17 protein-coding genes are annotated in these 19,582 nt (G+C 49.3%); 16 read left to right on the top strand and 1 reads right to left on the bottom strand.

Annotation, left to right across the window (positions count from 1 at the left end; genetic code table 11):
- The first annotated feature begins 45 nt into the window (after positions 1–45).
- The 9 genes from COV06_02230 (at position 46) to COV06_02190 (ending at position 10,101) form a co-directional block, all read left to right on the top strand.
- Complete coding sequence (locus tag COV06_02230; GenBank protein PIR47679.1) at positions 46–720, top strand: hypothetical protein; 675 nt, start codon at positions 46–48, stop codon at positions 718–720.
- Positions 721–810: 90 nt separating this feature from the next.
- On the top strand, positions 811–2,856 hold the full coding sequence (locus COV06_02225) for a hypothetical protein (GenBank protein ID PIR47678.1): 2,046 nt from the start codon (positions 811–813) through the stop codon (positions 2,854–2,856).
- A gap of 3 nt (positions 2,857–2,859) precedes the next feature.
- On the top strand, positions 2,860–3,891 hold the full coding sequence (locus tag COV06_02220; GenBank protein PIR47677.1) for a hypothetical protein: 1,032 nt from the start codon (positions 2,860–2,862) through the stop codon (positions 3,889–3,891).
- Between the two features lies 1 nt (position 3,892).
- Positions 3,893–4,558 carry a hypothetical protein gene (locus tag COV06_02215; protein PIR47676.1) on the top strand — a complete coding sequence of 222 codons (666 nt, stop codon included), beginning with the start codon at positions 3,893–3,895 and terminating at the stop codon, positions 4,556–4,558.
- Positions 4,555–4,893: a hypothetical protein gene (locus COV06_02210; GenBank protein ID PIR47675.1), complete on the top strand. Its 339-nt coding sequence runs from the start codon at positions 4,555–4,557 to the stop codon at positions 4,891–4,893. The genes COV06_02215 and COV06_02210 overlap by 4 nt, the downstream gene beginning before the upstream one ends.
- Positions 4,894–4,926: 33 nt before the next feature.
- The gene (locus COV06_02205; GenBank protein ID PIR47674.1) at positions 4,927–6,066 is read left to right on the top strand and encodes a hypothetical protein; all 1,140 of its coding nucleotides are present in this window, start codon (positions 4,927–4,929) and stop codon (positions 6,064–6,066) included.
- 3 nt (positions 6,067–6,069) lie between these two features.
- Entirely contained in the window at positions 6,070–7,239 is a 1,170-nt protein-coding gene (locus COV06_02200; protein ID PIR47673.1) for a hypothetical protein, read from the top strand.
- A gap of 32 nt (positions 7,240–7,271) precedes the next feature.
- Positions 7,272–8,336, top strand: coding sequence for a hypothetical protein (locus COV06_02195; GenBank protein ID PIR47672.1), 1,065 nt, complete (start codon positions 7,272–7,274; stop codon positions 8,334–8,336).
- Positions 8,314–10,101: a hypothetical protein gene (locus COV06_02190; GenBank protein PIR47671.1), complete on the top strand. Its 1,788-nt coding sequence runs from the start codon at positions 8,314–8,316 to the stop codon at positions 10,099–10,101. Before COV06_02195 ends, COV06_02190 begins: the two co-directional genes overlap by 23 nt.
- A 23-nt stretch (positions 10,102–10,124) precedes the next feature.
- Here COV06_02190 and COV06_02185 read toward each other — a convergent pair whose 3' ends face one another.
- Positions 10,125–12,203 carry a hypothetical protein gene (locus tag COV06_02185; GenBank protein ID PIR47670.1) on the bottom strand — a complete coding sequence of 693 codons (2,079 nt, stop codon included), beginning with the start codon at positions 12,201–12,203 and terminating at the stop codon, positions 10,125–10,127.
- 21 nt (positions 12,204–12,224) lie between these two features.
- Between COV06_02185 and COV06_02180 the strand changes: the two genes are divergently transcribed.
- The 7 genes from COV06_02180 (at position 12,225) to COV06_02150 (ending at position 19,565) form a co-directional block, all read left to right on the top strand.
- A complete protein-coding gene (locus tag COV06_02180; protein PIR47669.1) occupies positions 12,225–12,803 on the top strand; it encodes a CDP-diacylglycerol--glycerol-3-phosphate 3-phosphatidyltransferase in 579 nt (192 codons plus the stop codon).
- Entirely contained in the window at positions 12,793–14,499 is a 1,707-nt protein-coding gene (locus COV06_02175) for a hypothetical protein (protein PIR47668.1), read from the top strand. The genes COV06_02180 and COV06_02175 overlap by 11 nt, the downstream gene beginning before the upstream one ends.
- Positions 14,496–15,986, top strand: coding sequence for a hypothetical protein (locus COV06_02170; GenBank protein PIR47667.1), 1,491 nt, complete (start codon positions 14,496–14,498; stop codon positions 15,984–15,986). The genes COV06_02175 and COV06_02170 overlap by 4 nt, the downstream gene beginning before the upstream one ends.
- 187 nt (positions 15,987–16,173) lie before the next feature.
- Positions 16,174–16,587 carry an HIT family protein gene (locus tag COV06_02165; protein ID PIR47691.1) on the top strand — a complete coding sequence of 138 codons (414 nt, stop codon included), beginning with the start codon at positions 16,174–16,176 and terminating at the stop codon, positions 16,585–16,587.
- 1 nt (position 16,588) lies between these two features.
- Positions 16,589–17,605 carry a dTDP-glucose 4,6-dehydratase gene (gene rfbB, locus COV06_02160; protein PIR47666.1) on the top strand — a complete coding sequence of 339 codons (1,017 nt, stop codon included), beginning with the start codon at positions 16,589–16,591 and terminating at the stop codon, positions 17,603–17,605.
- A gap of 1 nt (position 17,606) precedes the next feature.
- Entirely contained in the window at positions 17,607–18,449 is an 843-nt protein-coding gene (locus COV06_02155; GenBank protein ID PIR47665.1) for a hypothetical protein, read from the top strand.
- A gap of 27 nt (positions 18,450–18,476) precedes the next feature.
- Complete coding sequence (locus COV06_02150; GenBank protein ID PIR47664.1) at positions 18,477–19,565, top strand: glucose-1-phosphate thymidylyltransferase; 1,089 nt, start codon at positions 18,477–18,479, stop codon at positions 19,563–19,565.
- Positions 19,566–19,582 lie beyond the last annotated feature (17 nt).

Raw genomic sequence — 19,582 nt, 5'->3', positions numbered from 1 at the left:
TTTTTTGTTGACGAAACAAACCTGATTCGCTATAGTTTCCCTACTATGAAAGGACGAACACGTTTGGGCATTATCTTGGTGGGGCTTGCGATTATCGTAGGTATTGGTTGGCAGTGGACGCGTGACAGTAACTCGATCTCATTTAATACCTATCCAGGGCTTGTAAATAGCGAGTCGTTGGATATCCCGGAGGATGTGCGCGCACAGTGGGAGGTACAACTCAATACGGGCGTTGCGATCTTGGAGACGGAACCGGACAATTTGGGTGTGTTACAATCGTTGGCGGTGATTCAAGAATCGCTTGGAGAATACGCTATCGCGCGCCGTTACATTGAACGCTACATGGAGATTAACGCCATGAACCCTGCGTCGTGGACTATTTTGGGCGACATTGCACTCCGCATGGAAGACTACAAGACCGCTGAGGCGGCCTTTGTAAAAGCGTTGTCGCTTGTCCCTAATGAGCAAGGATACTTTAAACTCGAGGCTCTTTGGCGTGCACAGTTTCCGGATCGCTACGCTGACATCGAGACCATGTATCAGGAGGCGATTCAGCTGGATCGTCAACGACCAAGCTACATGACACGCCTTGCTCGTTGGTACGCTGAGCAAGAACGTTGGCAAGAGGCCGTGGATCATATGGCGATCGTTGCGCAATTGCAGCCAGACGAGACAGGTGTGGCAACAGAACTTGCGGAATACAAATCCCATCTTAAGTAGAGAAAACCCCGGGCCTTTGCCTGGGGTTTTTGCTTGCGGTTAAAATAAACGATCATCCACAGGGGAGAGGGGTCGTGTTATACTGTAGCCATGTTTAAACGAATCCTTGTCGGTTTTCTCGCCTTTACCACGGTTGTTCCGTGGTCTTTTGCGTTCGCGCGGACATCCAACGATCCGCTGGTAGAAAATCAATGGTATCTGGATCAAACGCACACGCAAGAGGCGTGGAACTCCACCGTGGGTGGAGAGGTTGTTGTTGCGGTATTGGACACGGGAATGGATATTCAACACGAGGATTTACGGGGTAATATTTTTCTCAATACGGGTGAGATCGCAGGCGATGGAATTGATAACGACGGGAACGGGTTTATTGACGACGTCCATGGCTGGGATTTTTTCCATAACGACAGCGACCCCTCAACGGCTAACTTGGCATCTGGTTTTACGGCGGGGGCGCACCACGCCACTATTGTTGCGGGTGTGATTGGTGCGGTTGGAAACAACGCGCTCGGTGTAACGGGAATCAACTGGCATGTAAAGATTTTACCTGTGCAGGTGTTGTCGGCCGAAGGAGATGGATCGATTGTCGATATCATTGATGGGATTGATTATGCCGTTGCCATGGGGGCGGATGTGATTAACCTGAGTTTTGTTGGAAACCAAACGTCGTCCACGCTCGATCGTGCTCTGCAACGTGCCTATGATGCGAATGTGATTGTTGTGACGGCCATGGGAAACGAAAATCAAGATCTTGATATTAATCCGCTCTATCCCGTTTGCTCGTCTGGTTTGCAGGTGGACAATGTAACGATCGGCGTCGTGGCGACGGACAGGGCGGATCGACGTGCTTCTTTCTCCAATTATGGACGCAGCTGTGCGGATGTGGCGGCCCCAGGTATTGATATTTACACAACGCAGGCTTCCGATTTGGCGGCGGCCTATGGAGGAGGATGGAATGGGACGTCGTTAGCAGCTCCAATTATTTCTGGTGCAGCTGCACTTGCACGATCTTTGTACCCAAACATGACACCGGATGAATTGCGCATTGGGCTACAGCTGTCCGTGGACCCCGTTTTAGGTGACGCTCCAAGCAGACAGGCGGGAGCTATGGGGACAGGCCGCGCAAACATTGCCCGTTTGCTCACCGTTTTGCCGGCTTTGGTAAAGAATCAAACCGTTCAAGCGCCTGTTGTCGAGGAACCAGTCGCGGAACCCGTTGCGAATCCGGTTGCGCAAGATCCTACCTTGTACGATCGACCTCTTGCGATTGGAGCCGTTCAAAAGAATCTTCCATACATTTCTGTTGCACGTAGCTCTGAGAGCGATGTGGATTGGCTAGCCTACAATGAAGGATTCACGGGAGGCGTTAATATCGCTGTAGGACAATTAGATGGCGCTGGCCGGTATGAGATTGTTACAGTCCCGGGCCCGGGTGGTGGTCCGCATGTGCGTATTTTTGATGAAATTGGGGCACTTGTGAGCCAGTTCTTTGCGTTTGATGCATCTATGACCAAGGGCTTGCAAGTCGCAACGGGTGACATGAATGGTGATGGGACGGAAGAAATCCTCGTGGCTGCAGGTGGGGCACAATCGGAGGTCCGTATCTTTTCTCTGACGGGCGAGCGTATTGGGACGATTCAAACTCAAAACGTGGTGGGTGACCTGCGCATTGCCACGGGGGACATGAACGGAGATGGCGTTGATGATCTTATTACGTCGCAAGGTGTAGGATCAGAACCAATTGTGACAGTCTACAAAACAAACGGCGCGCAACTCGCCCAGTTTCCCGTGTATGGCTTAACGATGGATCGAGGGGTGTATGTTACAACCGTGTTATACAATGGTCGGGATGTGATTGTCACGGGAACGCAGGATGGAGCAGGCCCTCAGGTGCGTATCTTTAATACTATTGGCGCGCTTGTGAATCAGTTCTTTGCCTTTGACGCAACCAATCGCGACGGTGTGCGTGTAGCGGGTTGGCAGCCGTATGTGGGAGGAGAAGCGTATATTGTGACGTCGGGCATGGCGGACCAGCAACCGGAGTTACGTATGTACACCGTGCAAGGGGAGCTGGTCGGTTCAACAAGTGATCTGAGTCCGTTTATAGATCGTGTTACACTAGGAGCAGGAACCTAAACTATGTCTAAACCTATTTTTGAAAAGAAGAATGTGCTTGTTACTGGCGGTGCCGGATTTATTGGTTCGCATTTGTGCGAAGATCTGATTCAATCAGGTGCGCGTGTGATTTGTGTGGATGATTTTTCTTCGAGTATCGAGCGGAATATCGACATGTTGCTCAAGCATCCAGATTTTCAATTTATTAAGGCGGACATTACGCAGCCGTTGAATTTGGAGTCGTTTCCCGAGTTGGAGGCGTACAAGATTCCGTTCCAAGGTATTCAGGAGATTTACCACCTGGCGTGCCCAACGGCGATCAGGCGGTTTGATGCGATGAAAGTGCATACACTTAAGACCAATAGTATTGGAACCTTGCAAGTCCTGGATATTGCTGAGAAGTACGATGCGCGCGTCGTGTTTACATCGAGCTCGGTGGTGTACGGCGGCCGATCAGAAGGCTCACTCTTTTTTGAGGAGTCGCATGAGGGCATCGTGGACCATCTTTCACCACGTTCTGTGTACGACGAAGGAAAACGATTTGCAGAATCCTCCTGTGTGGCGTACCTACAATCTCGTAGCGTAGATGTGCGTATTGCGCGTATTTTCCGCACCTATGGCCCACGGATGCCGTTGTTTGACGGACATCTAATCCCGGACTTCATTATTGATGCATTAGAGGGAAAACCGCTTACTATTTATGGTGATGAGCATTTTAAGACGTCCCTTGTCTATGTTGACGACATTGTGGATGGTCTGGTAAAACTCATGGAGATTGATCAAGACCCGGGTCCGATCAACCTTGGAAGTGATGTGGATATGCTAATGGTGGATGTGGCAAATACCATTGTTCATCTCACCCAATCGTCGTCTCAAGTTACGTTTGCGCCTGCTCTGCCGTTTTTGACCGAGCTGGGTCTTCCGCGGATTCAAAAAGCGCGCGATGTGTTGGGCTGGCTCCCGTTGGTGCGGTTAGAGGAGGGATTGCGAGAGACAATGGAAGACGTACGCGCCAACCGGATTTTGCTCTCTAACTTGTATAAAGATAAAACCTAACATGCATATTGCTGTTATCCCAGCGTTTAATGAAGCAACTCAGATTGCCGAGGTGATTCAAAACACGTCGGCGTTTGTTGATTGTGTGGTGGTGGTGGACGATGGTTCACGCGATAACACGGCACAGGTGGCCAGAGATGCAGGTGCGATTGTGGTGCAACACCCCATTAATCGAGGGCTTGGCGCAACACTTGGCACAGGCATTAAGGCTGCGCGCGCATTGGGTGGCGAGGTGATTATTACTCTGGATGCGGATGGTCAGCACCTACCGTCAGAAATTCCTTTATTTATTGAGGCAATCAAGAATGGCTACGATGCCGTTTTGGGATCGCGTATGTTGGAGCTTAAAGGAAACATGCCATTTAAACGACGTGTGTATCAACGTATTGGAAACCTGCTTACCTACACGCTATTTGGATTATTTGTAAGTGACAGCCAGAGTGGATTCCGTGCGTTTTCTGGTGCGGCGGCGGATGTGTTGGAGATCCGCACAGACCGAATGGAAGTGTCGTCTGAGATTGTGAGTGAGATTCGTCGTAAGCAGTTCTCGTGGACAGAAGTTCCGATTACCGCTATTTACACGGACTACTCCATGAGTAAAGGGCAAAGTTTTGGTGTTGGTGTTAAGACGGCCATGAAGCTTATTCTTCACCGACTCAAGTCATGACCTTTTCTGCGATTCAACTGTTGATTGTGGTTTTTGCCGCGTTTGCCATTACACGTGTCGTGATTCGGTCACGTGCACGAGACATTCCGCTTGTTTGGGCGCTTGTCTGGATCGTTCTTTGGCTGGGCGCTGCGGTGGTGAGTGTATTACCACAAACCACAGACTTGCTTGCCGCGCGCGTGGGAATTGGTCGTGGAGCGGACCTGCTCGTTTACGTTTCCATTCTTGCGTTGTTCTATTTGGTGTTTCGGCTTGTGGTAAAAATTGAGACCATGCAGCAGGAGATCACAAAACTTGTGCGCTCTCTTGCTCTCAAAGACCTAAAGAAAAAATAGCGAGTCGTCGCTCGCGTTTTTGTTCTATTGATTATGAAACTCCTCCATATTGTTTCCAGCTACCCGCCGTACAAGGGAGGGATGGGTAACGTTGTGTTTGAGGAAGCACGAGAACTGGCTGCGCGCGGGCATGAAGTGCACGTGGCGACGATCACCTATCCTGGGATCCCAGAATTTCATGGGGAAGAGGATGGAATTATAGTGCATCGATTTCCGGCACAAGTTCGTTGGACACGCACAGGACTGTCTGTTGGAGTTGAGGCAATGATGCACGATCCATCCTTTGATGCGGTTCATCTGCACGCACCGTTTTTTGGTGTGCAAGAGCTTGCGGTGTTCCGTATGTGGTTTGGATGGAGGCCACAGAATCTGATCATCACCTATCACATGGACGTGGTGGCGGGTGGGTTGATTGGCGTTGTGACGGCTTTGTATCGTCGATTGTTTTTAAAAACGTTGTTGACCAAAGCGCGATCGATTGTCGTTGCCTCTATGGACTATGCAACCGGGAGTTGGTTATCTTCATTCTGGCAGGTCGTGGAACCGAAGGTGATGGAGATTCCGTTTGGCGTGGATACGGCACGATTTTACCCAGAAGAAAACCCTGCACGTTCACAGGTGCAGCTCATGTTTCTTGGAGGGTTGGATAAGAATCATTATTTTAAAGGATTGGGTGTGTTAATCAATGCATTGGAACAGCTTCAAGACCGATCCGATTGGAAGTTGCTGGTGGTGGGAGACGGTGACCTGCGTGCAGGGTATGAACAGCAGGTAAAAGATGCGGGAATAGCAGGTCGTATCACGTTTCTTGGTCATGCGATTGGGGAGGCGGAGCGCTTGTATCGAGAGTCAGACGTATTTGTGTTTCCGTCGACGGACAGATCTGAGGCGTTTGGGTTGGTGGCGCTAGAGGCACAGGCAAGTGGAACACCGGTGGTTGCCTCAGACCTCGCAGGGGTACGCACGGTTGTCGTTGATTATAAAACGGGGTTATTGGTTCCGCCAATGAATGTCTCTGCGTTGGCAACGGCGATTGCTTGGATGATCGATCATTCCGAGGTACGAGCCTCTATGGGCAAGGCGGCGCGAGAACGCGTGGAATCCTTCTTTACATGGGAGAAGCATGTGAGCGACTTGGTGAAAGTCTATGAACAACAAACGCACAAACGATAGCCTATGCGCATACTCATGCTTTCCAATTTATATGCGCCTGAGGCGCGCGGGGGTGCAGAATCCATTGTAAAACTCACGGCCGAGGAGTTGGTGCGCCAAGGACATGCAGTAACCGTGTTGACCACGACCGCAGAGACTGGTGAGGAGCTCAAGGAAACCCTGGTGGAAGGTGTAACGGTTTGTCGCTACCATCCGCCATTGCCCTATCACATTTTAGAAGACGCGCAGCAACCACTGTGGTGCCGACTCCTGTGGCATGCGAGGGATATCTGGCCGTTTGGACGTTCGGGAAAGATTGTGAAACAAATTATTGAACAAGTAAAACCAGACGTTATCCTATCGCACAACCTGCGAGGTATGGGGATGTCTGCGGTGCGTGGAGTTAAGCATTCTCGCGTGCGATGGATTCATGTTTTGCACGATGTGCAGCTGTTGGTTCCAAGTGGCCTATGGTGGTTGGATCGTGCGCCTCTTTGGCAACGAGGCTTTGTGGCAGTGCCGTATCAATGGTGGATGCGGTGGGTGATGGGGTCGCCAACGCTTGTTGTGGGTCCGACACATTTTATTGTGGATCGTCATAAACAATCGGGATTCTTTTTTAAATCAGAGGTGCGGATTCTACAAAATCCTATTGCGGACTTGGAGGCCATACAATCCTATACACGTCATTCCCGTACCACGCAGAAAGCGCTTCGACTTCTTTTTGTTGGTCAATTAGAAGCACATAAAGGCCTCGCCTCTGTGCTCGGGGCGTTGCAACATCCCTTTGATCGACCAATCCAATTAACTATTATTGGAGACGGATCGCAGTTGATTGCCTTGGAAGAACAATCATTGCAGACTGCAGAGAATGTCTCTGTGACATTTTTGGGAAAAGTCTCTCATACAACCGTTCTTGCACGTATGCAGGAAGCGGATGCGTTTGTATTTCCCTCGGTGGCCATTGAGAACTGTCCAGGTGTTATATTAGAGGCAAATGCGTTGGGGTTGCCCGTGATTGGGGCAGAGCAGGGAGGCGTGCCAGAGTTGATTCATCCCTCCGGACTCTTTGAACCAGGAAACGTACGCGCAATCGCGCAAGCAATTTACGACGTCGCGCAGGGGCATGTGTTGTGTGTGGAAGATTTTTCTGCCGTGGAAGTGGGGGCGTACGTTCAGCGGTTGCTCGTTTGAAAATCAAACTTGATCAGAGATCTATAACTTCTATGAAACGTTCTGCAACACGTTGTTTGAGTTGGATCGGACTCGCACTTGTCCTCGTGAGTCCTCAAGTGGTTTACGCTCTTCCACCACCGGATTTTATTTTTGGGTTTGGTTCGCAGTTTATGCAACTATTCTCCTTTGTCGTTTTAGTCGTGGGAGTCATGGCTAGTGCCATGTTGCGTGGGTCGACACATCTGTACTATGTGTTGCGCCGTCATAAAATACAATTTGCTCTTGGTGTTCTTGTGGTGATACTAATCTCTCTCTTAGCGGCGTTTGTGATGAACCGTATGTTGTTTTATCGTGCACAGGACAAATACACACAGGAGGTACGTCAATCATTAGAGGATAGAATTGATGCAAACGATGTTGTGCCCGCTGCTCCAACGCCTCAAATAACGTACCTGGAAGCACATCCAGATATGCCGCTTGTTCTCTCGAATGAATCCTTCGCAGCGGTTGATTTAAACCAAGTGTTTGTTCTTGATGCACGCGAGGATGAGGAATACGAGATTGGACGATTCCCAAAGAGTACGCATGTGCGTTTTGCAGATTTACTTGCCGGTGCCTGGACAGAATTACCAACAGACAAAGAGATTGTGGTGCTGTGCTGGTCGGGAATTCGCGGAGAGGAGGTGACGTCGTTTTTGCGGACCAAGGGGCTCGCGACTCGTTATCTGAAAGAAGGCGCCGACGGGTGGGTACGATTTGGTGGTCTGTGGGATGGTGAAATTGCGTTTTCTCACGTGTATTCGCAGGAACGGTATTCTCGCACCTATACAACAAGTGACGTGCGCGCACTCGTTGCGACGGGCGCTCTACTCGTGGATGCGCGTGAGGAGGAATCGTTTGTACGCAGTGGAATTGCAGGCAGTATTCACATCACGTCTATCTTTACGCCAACGGCTGCCATGGATTCGCTGCTTGATCGCGTACCACCTCGCTCGACCGTGATTACGGTGTGTGATGATTTTGTCAGTTGCTTTGATGCAAAGATCGTTGGCATTAAATTAGAACAACGTGGTCACCTATTTCTTGGTCGCTATGCCGCCCCGTATGAATACTAAGCAATTTGGAGGGAAGACAACGACACTTGTTCAGCTCCAGGATGCGGGGTTTTGTGTACCGCCGTTTGTGGCGTTTTCGTGTCAGGAGATTCAACGGCTCTCCGTGGAGATAATGGCACGGCGCGTGGTAGACCAACTCCCAGGGGTCCATTACGCGGTGCGATCGAGCGCGCTTACAGAAGATACGGCGCAGAGCTCGCAGGCGGGTCAGTTTTTGACGCGATTAGATGTCTCCGTCAATCATTTGGCAGTCGTTATACAGGAAGTGTTGGAGGACGCTCGGAAACAACTTGCGTCCATGGATCAATTTTCTTTGCTTGTGATGGAATTTATTGAGCCGGATTTGGCAGGCGTTGTGTTTACGCGCCATCCAATAGAGGGCCGAGAGATGATTGTGGAATGGACACGGGGCCGCGGAGATGCGGTTGTGTCGGGCACCAAACATGTGGAACGGTCTCTTTGTTATCGATCGCATGTGGACCAACAGATGGCGTTTCCAGAAATGCAAACCTTACTCCAGCAAGCAATCAAGATCGAACAACGACTTGGAAAACCGCAAGATATTGAATGGCTGATTAAAGATCACCAAGTGTTTTTTGTTCAATCACGTCCAATCACGACTTTGGCAGAGGACCAGACGCGCGCAAGTGTTTTTTTGGATCAAACATTACCAAAGACACCTTTCTATTTTGAAAAAACAGAGGTATGCGAAGTTGCACCAACGCCATCGGATGAGACGTTTGCCTTGCTGCAATCGCTATATGCCGAGGGTGGACCGGTGCAGCACGCCTATACCGATCTTGGAATTAATTTTACAGACACACAGTTTTTGTGTCGTATTGGCGGACAACTTTATGTAGATCGCGAGAAGGAATTACACAGTCTTTTGCCGGCGTACTCTTATCTCTCCACGAATACCTACACACCTAAACCGGTTACGTTTAAGGGGATTATGCGTACGTGGAAGAATCAGCGCAAGCTTGCAGGACTGCGATTTAATGTATCGGATCTTTATAACCAGATTCGAGATCGACTTGCAGAACCCGGTGAGGATCTGTTTGCCGATTATGAGCTGATTTTCCTGTTGAATTTAGCCGCGGAGCAGATGATGCAGCAATTGCGCCGTGCGTTGCCAGAAGATGTGTCCGTGGCAGGCGCACTCGGCATGGAAACAACGGTACCAGTGATGCCTCGTCTGATCCCGCCCGTGGGGTGCGTAGGAAATGGATTGGATCTACAGGATACGTCTGCGTTTAGAGAGGTCTCGTTTGGGTTACCAACAGAGCAACTTCTGCCAGGCGTCTCGGAAGATGACGTTGCTCATGCACAAGAAACATCTCGATTACGTGAGTATGGAAGGTGGTTGGTGGTATGGCATCTGTCAAAACAACGACGACAGCAGGTAATGCAGGAGGTGTTTGACGTGGCCTTACCTCGCGTATTAACAGATCGACCGATGGTGCGTCAACAGGAAGCTTTGGGTGTTTCTGCGGGGCAGGCGACGGGGGTTTTGGTTACCGAGGAAACGATCGATACAATGGAGGGAGATAAAATTTTATTTGTCGAAGCACTGACGCCGCAATTGGTCGCGTATGCTGATCGTGTAAAAGGAATTATTTCTGACACGGGAGGAACGTTGTCACATTTTGCAATCCTGGCGCGAGAAATGGGACTACCGGTGATTGTGCACGTTGCAAAACAGACGTTGACGTTTGGGTCGATTGTCTCAATAAACGGGTCAACGGGAGAAATAAGAAAAGAATAAGAACGCAAAAACGTGTCTTATTGTTATCGCGAATAGATAAAGACGGTTGTTGCACCATTGTCGATCTGAAACCAGGTGTCGGTGGAAAGTTTTGCACGTTCAAAGGCGCGTTCAGAAGACCACCAGTAGTCGTTGATCACAAAATAAAGACGGTCCACACCGGCAATATCCATGGCCTGTAGGGCGATGGCGCGCGTCGGAGTTTCTTCGATCATATCTAGGTAGAGTTGATAGAGCGGACCGCCGGTTGGAACAGGGTAATAGAAGACGTCTGTATTTGGTCCGTAATAGTGGGCAAATCCAAAATCTTGAATCGCTGCCGCCGACACGGCTTGGTTTGCCAAAACAACGTAGGGAATATTTTTTGCGTGCGATTGGATGGAGGTAACCGTTGTGTGATCACTTTTACTCACGGTAAAACCTCGACTCACCGAGTAGGTGTCGTGTCGTGGGTAACTGGCGTAGGCTACAGAGGTGATGGCGGTTAAAAAAAGGAGCGTAATTCCAATGGTCACGACGTGCTTTTTCATCTGTAGTAGCCGCTCTACACCAAGGGCAAACCCGAGAAGTGCGAGTGGGGCAATAGCAAAGATCACGAGATGAATGACGCGATCGACGTAGTTGGTTTGTTCATAATCAATAAGAAAAGAGAAGTCGCCCGCCGCGGAGAGAAGAATCGCATTGATGAGTAATAAGCCGGCGGTGAGGGGAACAAGAAGCCAAGTACGATGCGAAAGGTTCCAAAGAAGGACACATGCAACGAGGGCGAGCGCTATGAGCCAGAGCCATTGGTTGGTTCCAAGGAATGTCGCCAGATCCCCGATGACATTAAACCGTGTGGAGAAAAAAGTTGCCGGGAGGAGGTGTGAGAGATTGCTGAGGTGGAGTTGCAAATGGCCATATCCGGATCCAGAAAGAGAAAAGGCAATAGGGAGCATGACGGCCCCGCCGATTGAGACGAGTACGGTGAGTATGCGACGCAGGGAAGAGGACCAGTTGCTCTGTGTAGTAATAATCATGAGGGTCACAAAGAGCACAGCAGGTAGTCCTGCAAGTGGGTGTACAAGAACAGCCGCAAGCGCAACGATCACCAAGACCCAGCGAGAGACCCATCGATGTCCTGTGATGAGTTCTGGGAGTCCAAGAAAAAAGACGCACAACGTCCACAAGTTTGCCAAGCCCTGTGGGGTGGTGTTGATAAATGAGCTGAGTGGAAGTAAGAGTGTCCCAATGGCTGCAAGAGCGGTTGGAAGGTGACGCTTGGTAATTTGCCATGTGGAGGCGGCAGCGACGCTTGGAAGCAAAAGTGCGGCAAGCACAGGGAGTAAAAATGTATCAAACGATTGGGTTGAGACACCGGTAAAGAGCACGCCGATTAATTCAAGTGCGTACTGTCCAACGTAATACAAGGGTTTTGGAGTGATAGTCCCGTGGAGCGTAATATAGTCTATGGTGGCCTGATGAAGGAATGGATCGAATCCATAGCCGAGGGGGAACACGAACGCAGCCACGCTTACAATGCTAAAGAGCACAAACATTGTGCCGATCAGACTAAGACGGATACTGCCACGTTTTGCCAGCTGCAAAAGCCCAAAACCAGCGAGTCCAATCCACCCAAGAATTTGTGGGGTGATGATGAGCCAGGGGGATCGGGTCGCGAGGAGGGTTGTGTGACCGGTAAGTGTTACAAAATAGGCAATGAGGGCAATAACAATAAAGGATGCGTAAAGCCCAGAGGATCCGTGGATGGTTTCTGTTGATTCTGTCTCAGGCTCTTCTGTGTTGCGTGTGACGAGCCAGGCAAAAAATGGGAGGGCCGCAAGAACCCAAAAATAACTCGCAATGGTCACAAACCCAACGTAATAGACGCCTGCACCTGTGATCATGAGGAAGGAAAGGGCCACCAGGAGCCCTAAAAGAGCGCGAACACTTGCCTGTGTGTGATCAAAGAGCCTCCCGAGCCTCAAGCTAGCAAGAGTGAGGAGAAAGAGAACGCTCAGTGTGGTTACAAGGGGGAGGTGTGTCAAAAAAGCCCCCAGGCTCAACCCGGCTAGGCCAAGTACGGTACCAATGCTATACTTCAACGGAAATAGTTGCTTCATGTAGAGGAATTGTACCATGGTATGACCCACCGAGATCCAAATAAACTTTACTGGCACGACCATGCAATGAAGTATGTGATTATTCCGTTCGTGCCACGCTGGGTGACGCCAAATCATGTAACGGTATTGCGGTTTTTGCTGACGCCGTTTGTAATGTGGGCATTGGCTGTTGGACCGCTTAAATGGTCCATTCCATTTTTTCTCTTCGTCGCATTTACGGATGTGATTGATGGCTCGCTTGCGCGGTTACGTAATCAGGTTACGGAGTGGGGGTCTATGTACGACCCTATCGCGGATAAAATTCTCATTTCCCTCGTTGCGGTGATCGTCATCACGACGACCGTTGGATGGTGGTTGACGATCGTTGTTATCTTCTCTGAGCTTATGGTTGTCGTAGGTGCGCTGAGTCATAAACATGACGGAGGCTATATTATGGCAAACGGTTGGGGGAAAACCAAGATGTTTACGCAGGTACTGGGTGTGACGCTTCTTCTTTTTTCGATGGCATTTCAATTTCCACCGCTCGTATTTATTGGGATGGTCGTGCTCATCTTATCGCTGGTTTTGGCGGTTATAAGCGTGTTGACGTATGGCGCGTAATTCGCGTATGCTCAAAGGCGCGTTAACGGGTCTTGCGGCGACCGTTCTTTTTTTTGTGTACGTATGGTTTCCTCTCGCACAGAGTGGCGTGTGGAGTGCACCGGATGAAATGGCGGCAGCCTTTGCCGTGGAGCATGTTCCACTATTCGGTGGTGACTACACACAAACGGCCGCCTACACGGACACACTAGGAGGCTTAGTCCATCCTCGAAGTCTCCTGGTGCAAAACGGTATGTTGGTGCCAAGTACGTGGCTGGGGCTTCCGTGGCTGCTGCGTGTATTGAGCATTCTTGTGGGAACACGTACAGAAACGTTGGGGATGCTGGTCGCGTTGATTTCTGTATTTGCCGTTTTTTCTTGGAAACAAATTGTTCAAAAATTGCTACACAATGAGGTAATGGGTTGGGTTGCCGCCCTCACGTTGGCGGTGCATCCGGGATGGTGGTACTTCACGGCGCGCGGATTACATCCAAATGTTGTCTTTGTGTCGTTGTTGATTTTTGGTGTCTTTGCTTGGTATGTGGCGGCAAACAAGGTTATGCCAAAACGGGCAGATTTTTGGCGTTTGCTAATGATCTTTTTGGGCGGAGCAAGTTTTGGGATGGCGATTTTTGTGCGTACCAATGAAGCGATTTGGATCTTGCCAGTTTTGCTTCTTGTTGCGTGGTATCAAAAAAAGAAGCCATTTGCGGAGCACCTTCTTGCTGTTGCAGGTGTGCTCATTCCTCTTGTTCTTATGCTCGTCACCAACAATGCGGTCTATGGCGGTCCGTTTTTAACAGGGTATACGGTGTCGGGCGATCCAATCCCCGTGACGGTGGAAGTAACCGAAACAGTGGAGCCGATTGGATTTTCTCAACCACTCCTAGCGCGGCTGTTTCCATTTGGTATTCATGAACAAAATATTGCAAATAATGTTGTGAGTTTTCACATGACGTTTTTTGCGCTCTGGACCGCGTTTGCGCTTTTTGGATGTATCTTATTGCTTGTGGATTGGCAAAAGCTTTCTCCAGATCGCCGACGTAGGTTGTTGCGTTGCGTTTGGCCTGCGGTATTAGTCTCCGTGTATCTCTTTGTGGTGTATGGATCGTGGAATATTCACGACAACCCAGACCCGCTTGCGGTGACGATTGGCACCTCCTATATTCGTTATTGGTTGCCAATTAGCGTTGTAATGACCGTCCCTGTGGCCTATGCAATTATCCGTGGTGTGCAACATCGTTCAAGTAAGGCGGTGAAGCAAGTGATTATAGGTATTTGGATTGTGGCATTTGTCTACACGGGATTTACGATTACCAATTTTGGTCGAGATGAAGGCCTGGCATTTATTGCGCAGAACCTGCAAACATTTACGGATCAACGCGAGCGCGTATTGGATCTCACCGAGGAAAACGATTTGATTATTGTGGATCGTTCCGATAAGTTTTTGTTCCCTGCGCGTCAGGTTGTTTATCCATTACGCAGTGAGACAACGTATGCTGCCTTGCCGCTTATGATGCAGACCGTAGAAGACCAAGGGGCGTCTCTGTACTATCTTGGCATTACGTTTCCGCAAGAAGACCTGGATTCCTTGCACAAAGATCGGTTAATCGCGAATCATCTGTTGTTAATCCCTGTGGAGGAGATTGGTTTGCTCACGCTCTATCAATTTGAACGTGCAGAGTTTGACGTGGTTCTAGAAGGGAAACCGCTATGAAGACATTTTTAAACACGCTCATAATCCTCGTTCCCCTGTGCCTTTTTACATGGGTGGCTTGGACGTATTTAGATGTGGATGGAATAAACACAATCACTTGGGAGGCGGAAGATAATTCTCCGTTTGTCCATGGTCTGCGCCCTGCCGGACGTGTGGGGGCCGTGCAAATCACTGAGGACGGTGACGCGTATTACTCGATCGATGGAGATCCCGTCTATCTTTCTGTAACGCCTCCAGGGAATTATGAGACGGTGGATATTCGTACATGGGTGCGCACGGAGAATCAGCCGGTGATTGAATTCGGGGCGACCGTAGATGCCGTGGCGGGGCAGGTTGATTTGCGACCGCTCGTCAACAAAACACTCGACGCACTCAATTGGATACAGACACGACGGGACAGTCTTGTGCTGTATCAACGTCATGCCGACTACGGTGAGATTTCAGATGTGTTACAAGACCCTCCGCCGCTTTCCTCAATTGCCACCTATCACTACACGCTACCGGAAGAAAATTCTGTGCCGCGTGCTTGGACGGGTAACGGTTCGGTGCGCCAGACACAGGTTTCCCTACGTGGGTTTCATGAATTTGTCACGGTCACGAACGGACGTGGATTCTCGATCGACGCCATGTACATGGATATGAATCGTAATCCCGGAGAAGATCCGGTTGCGATTCGTGTGTTCCAAGGGAATGAGTTGGTAGCGGAGGTTCATGCGGAGGACGATGGTGTGGTGAACGATACAAACGCCGCGCTGGATAGGCGCACACTCCATTTGGACGTTGTGGGATTGCGTGCGGGGCTGGTAAAAGTGGAATTAAACGCGGATAACGATGTTTACTGGAGAGAACTCTCTACCACGCTCCCCATGCTCACCTATTCAAAAAATGTGTTCGTGGGCGACGAAGTCGGCTATTTAGATGATCCGCGATCGGTGACGCTCTGGACCGATGCGCAACACATCACTCTCTTTACGCGTCACGCGGAGGGTGTGCAGACAGTAATACTTGGGGATCAGCAGGTGGAGATCGCTGTACCGCATGAGCAGTACTCGGTGGAGAATCAACATGTGGGCGTCACGAGGCTCACGATTCCAAAAGGAGATTTACTTGTTGTGACAGATGGTCGGATTGCATTTTCGCAGGAGGCCTTCTTTAATCCGTACCCAGTACAACTATCAGATCGAATAAATCTTAATAAACTTGGCGTGGATACCATCTTGGCAACGTACCCACAGACAACACAGGACGGTCCCTGGACGGTGGGGCAAGCCACGTTTTGGTTGCCGCCGTTGGAGAAGGAGGGAGGGGATGCGGATCAGGGATTGAATGACGGATCGTACCGATTTGTTTTGTCACTTCCCAACATTGCCGAACGCGGGGCTACCGTGGACGTTCACAAAATTGAGATGACCTTTACGCGGTCGCCACGATCTGTGGGAGATATTTGGCAACGTCTTGTTGAGAAATTGTTACGCAAAAACACATGAAAACCTCTGTCGCAAAAACACTGACCTACACATCTCTCCTGAGTTGGATGGTTTTTGTGATTTTGGAGCTGCTTGTTCCAACGATGGTGACGCGCGTCTTTAATCCGCACTGGTTTTTGTTGCTGTTTTTGATTGGGGTTATTGGGTGGTACAATCAGCTCGTGAGAAAATAATGATCACATTTTGTATGCAAGACTGTATTTTCTGCAAAATTGTCCGTGGCGAACTCCCGTCAATCAAGGTCTATGAAGATACGCATGTCTTGGCATTTATGGACATTGAGCCTGTGGCCGTTGGGCATGTATTGGTGATTCCAAAAGAACATGCCAAAAATCTTTACGACGCCAGTGAGGAGTCTATGACGCGCGCGTTCCGTGTGGCACATCGCATAGGACCCAGCGTGGCAAATGCTGTCGGCGCGGAAGGATTTCATCTCACCATGAACAACGGAGAAGCAGCTTGGCAGACTGTTTTTCATCCGCATTTACATATTTTGCCACGGTACCAGGGGGACCATCATGATCCGTGGAAAAAGCAGGATCGATCGCGCGAGGAGTTAGCGGCGGACGCACAAAAAATTCAAACCGTACTCGATAACTAATATGAAACTACTTGTCACAGGAGGCGCAGGGTTTATTGGATCGAATTTTATCCATTATTGGTTAGCCAATCATGCAGACGATACGATTATCAATTATGATGCGCTGACGTACGCAGGCAATCTTGAGAATTTAAAAGATGTAGAGGCAGATCCTCGCTATACGTTTATCAAAGGCGACATTGGCGATTATGACACCGCGCGTAACGCGTTGGAAGGCGTCGATGTCGTAGTGAATTTTGCGGCCGAGTCACACAACGATCGTGCCATTTTGGATCCTGGTTTGTTTATTCGCACCAACGTTTTGGGAACGCAGATTTTTTTGGCGGCAGCAAAGGATGCCAACGTCAAACGTTTTCACCATATCTCCACGTGTGAGGTCTTTGGAGATTTGTCATTGGACGAAGAACGATCGTTTAAGGAGACAGATGCTTTTCGGCCAAAAACGCCTTATAACGCCTCTAAAGCAAGCGCAAATCACGTCGTGATGGCATATTATTATACGTTTGGTTTGCCAGTAACCATTAGCCATTGTGAGAATAATTATGGTCCTTATCAATTTCCAGAAAAGTTGATCCCCTTGTTTACATCTAATGCATTGGAGGATAAGCCACTCCCTTTGTTTAAGAGCAGTTTGAATCGTCGCCCCTGGATTCATGTGGAGGATCATGCGCGTGCGATTGAAGCGATTTTGACAAAGGGTCGTGTGGGTGAGGCGTACAATATCGCAACGACAGTAGAAAAATCGGTGGAGCAGATTACGGATGTCATTTTGGAGACGCTCGGGAAACCCGATACGCTCAAAACGTATGTCGCCGATCGCAAACAGCATGACAGTCGCTATGCCCTTGATCCTACAAAGTTAAAGCAGGACACCGGCTGGGAGCCAATGATTGATTTTGACGAGGGTGTGCGCAAAACGATCCTGTGGTATAAGGAACACCCTGAGTGGTGGCAACATTGTAAGAATGGAGACTATCAGACGTATTACGAATCCTACTATAAGACCCTAGAACAGTAGTATGAAGATTTTAATTATCGGAGGAGGGTATATCGGCAATCGGTGCGCAAATGCGTGGGACGACGCAGTTGTGTCAGATACCCGCATTGCCTCAAAAGAGGATGTCTTGGCGGAATTGGAGAAGCATCAACCGGATGTGGTGCTTAATACTGCGGGGGTTAAAGGACGACCTAACGTGGATTGGTGTGAAGATCATCAACTGGAAACGATTCGTGGTAATACGATTCTTCCTTTATTGATCGCCGACGCTTGTGCAGAAAAGAATCTCTATTTACTGCACGTTGGTTCTGGATGTATCTACTACGGTGATGCACCTCATCCAGATCACGCGTGGCGGGAAAATGATTTTGGCAACCCTATTCCAACGTACTCGCGCACAAAATGGGCCGCGGATTTGTGTTTGTCGACACTTCCAAATGTAGGCATTGGTCGTATCCGCATGCCGATCGATCACATCTCTTCTCCAGGGAATTTGATCGATAAACTTGCTGCGTATGAACATGTGATTGATGTAGAAAATAGTGCCACGGTGATTGACGATATGGTTGACGTGTTTTATCAGCTATTAGAAAAACGTGCGCCGGGTATTTTTCATGTCACTAATCCAGGAACCATTCGTCATAAGCAAGTCATGGAGCTCTATGAGACGATTGTGGATCCAACGCATGTTACCAATTGGATTTCTAACGATGAATTAGTTCAAAAAGGCCTTGCCAAGAAGGGGCGATCTAATAATCACCTTATTTCTGAGCGTTTGGAGGAGTTTGGGATTGAAATGCGTCCCGTTTACGAGGCTGTAAAAGACACCATGGAAAAGTTTGCAAATGCAAAGAAGATCACGTAAGCTGGCTCGAAAGAGCCTTTTTACTTTATGAAAGCAATTATTACGGCAGGAGGGAGGGGAACGCGTCTTCGTCCGATTACGTGGAACCTCAATAAACACCTTATTCCATTGGCAAACGAGCCGATGTTGGCCAACGCCCTTAAAAAAGTGGCGGAAGTTGGGATTGTAGAGGTGGCAATCAATGTGAATCCCGGAGAGGTAGAATCCATGCGTGCCGTGTTTGGAGATGGGTCTACGCGGGGATTGCAATTGACGTACTTGGAGCAAGAAGGAGGCGCCTGCGGTGTTGGGCAGATTCTCTACAGCGCACGGGAGTGGATTGGAGAGGATGACGTGTTGTTGTATTTTGGAGATAACGTGGTATTGGGATCCTTGCAACAGTTGGTCGATAAGTTTGTAAACGAGCAATTGGATGCATCGTTTGCGTTTGTGGAGGTGACAGACCCAGAACGATTTGGTGTACCGGAGTTCGACAGTCAAGGAAGTTTGATCGCGATTCGAGAAAAGCCTTCTGTTCCACCATCGAACCTTGCGCAAACTGGCTTATATTTGTACAAGATGCCCGTGTATCTCCAAGCGTTTGCAAACATTGTGCCGTCTGCGCGTGGAGAATATGAGATTGCCGACATCAATACCTTCATCGTACAGAATGGAAACGTGGGGTACCAGATTATGGTTGGTTGGTGGAAGGACACTGGAACTCCCGAGGCATTGTTGGAGGGGAACCAATTGTTGTTAAATGAGATAACGCAGGAAGAGGCGACGATCGATACAAGTCTTGCAAAATTGGACGATACGCGGATTCAAGGTCGTGTGAAGATTGGCAAGGACTGTATTTTTGGCGAGGATGTGTTGATTCGTGGGCCGGTGGTGATTGGAGATAACGTGTATTTGGATCACGCGTTTATTGGACCGCACACAACGTTGGGGTCGGGTGTCCGTGTGTCGGGTGCGCATATTCAGCACTCGATTATTATGGAAGGTGCTCAGATTACGGCAGACACCATGATTGTAGACAGTATTATTGGCAAAAATGCCGTGATTTCTAATGAGCGACATACCTTGCCGCATGGAAAGAGTATGGTGGTGGGAGAGAATAGTCAGGTGGAGATTTAGTGACCTTGATTCCTTCG

The sequence above is a fragment of the Candidatus Uhrbacteria bacterium CG10_big_fil_rev_8_21_14_0_10_50_16 genome (assembly GCA_002774875.1).
Classification (GTDB): Bacteria; Patescibacteriota; Patescibacteriia; order UBA9934; family UBA11717; genus UBA11717.
Note: the sequence above shows the minus strand (reverse complement) of the source record. Positions and strands in the feature narration are given on the sequence as shown.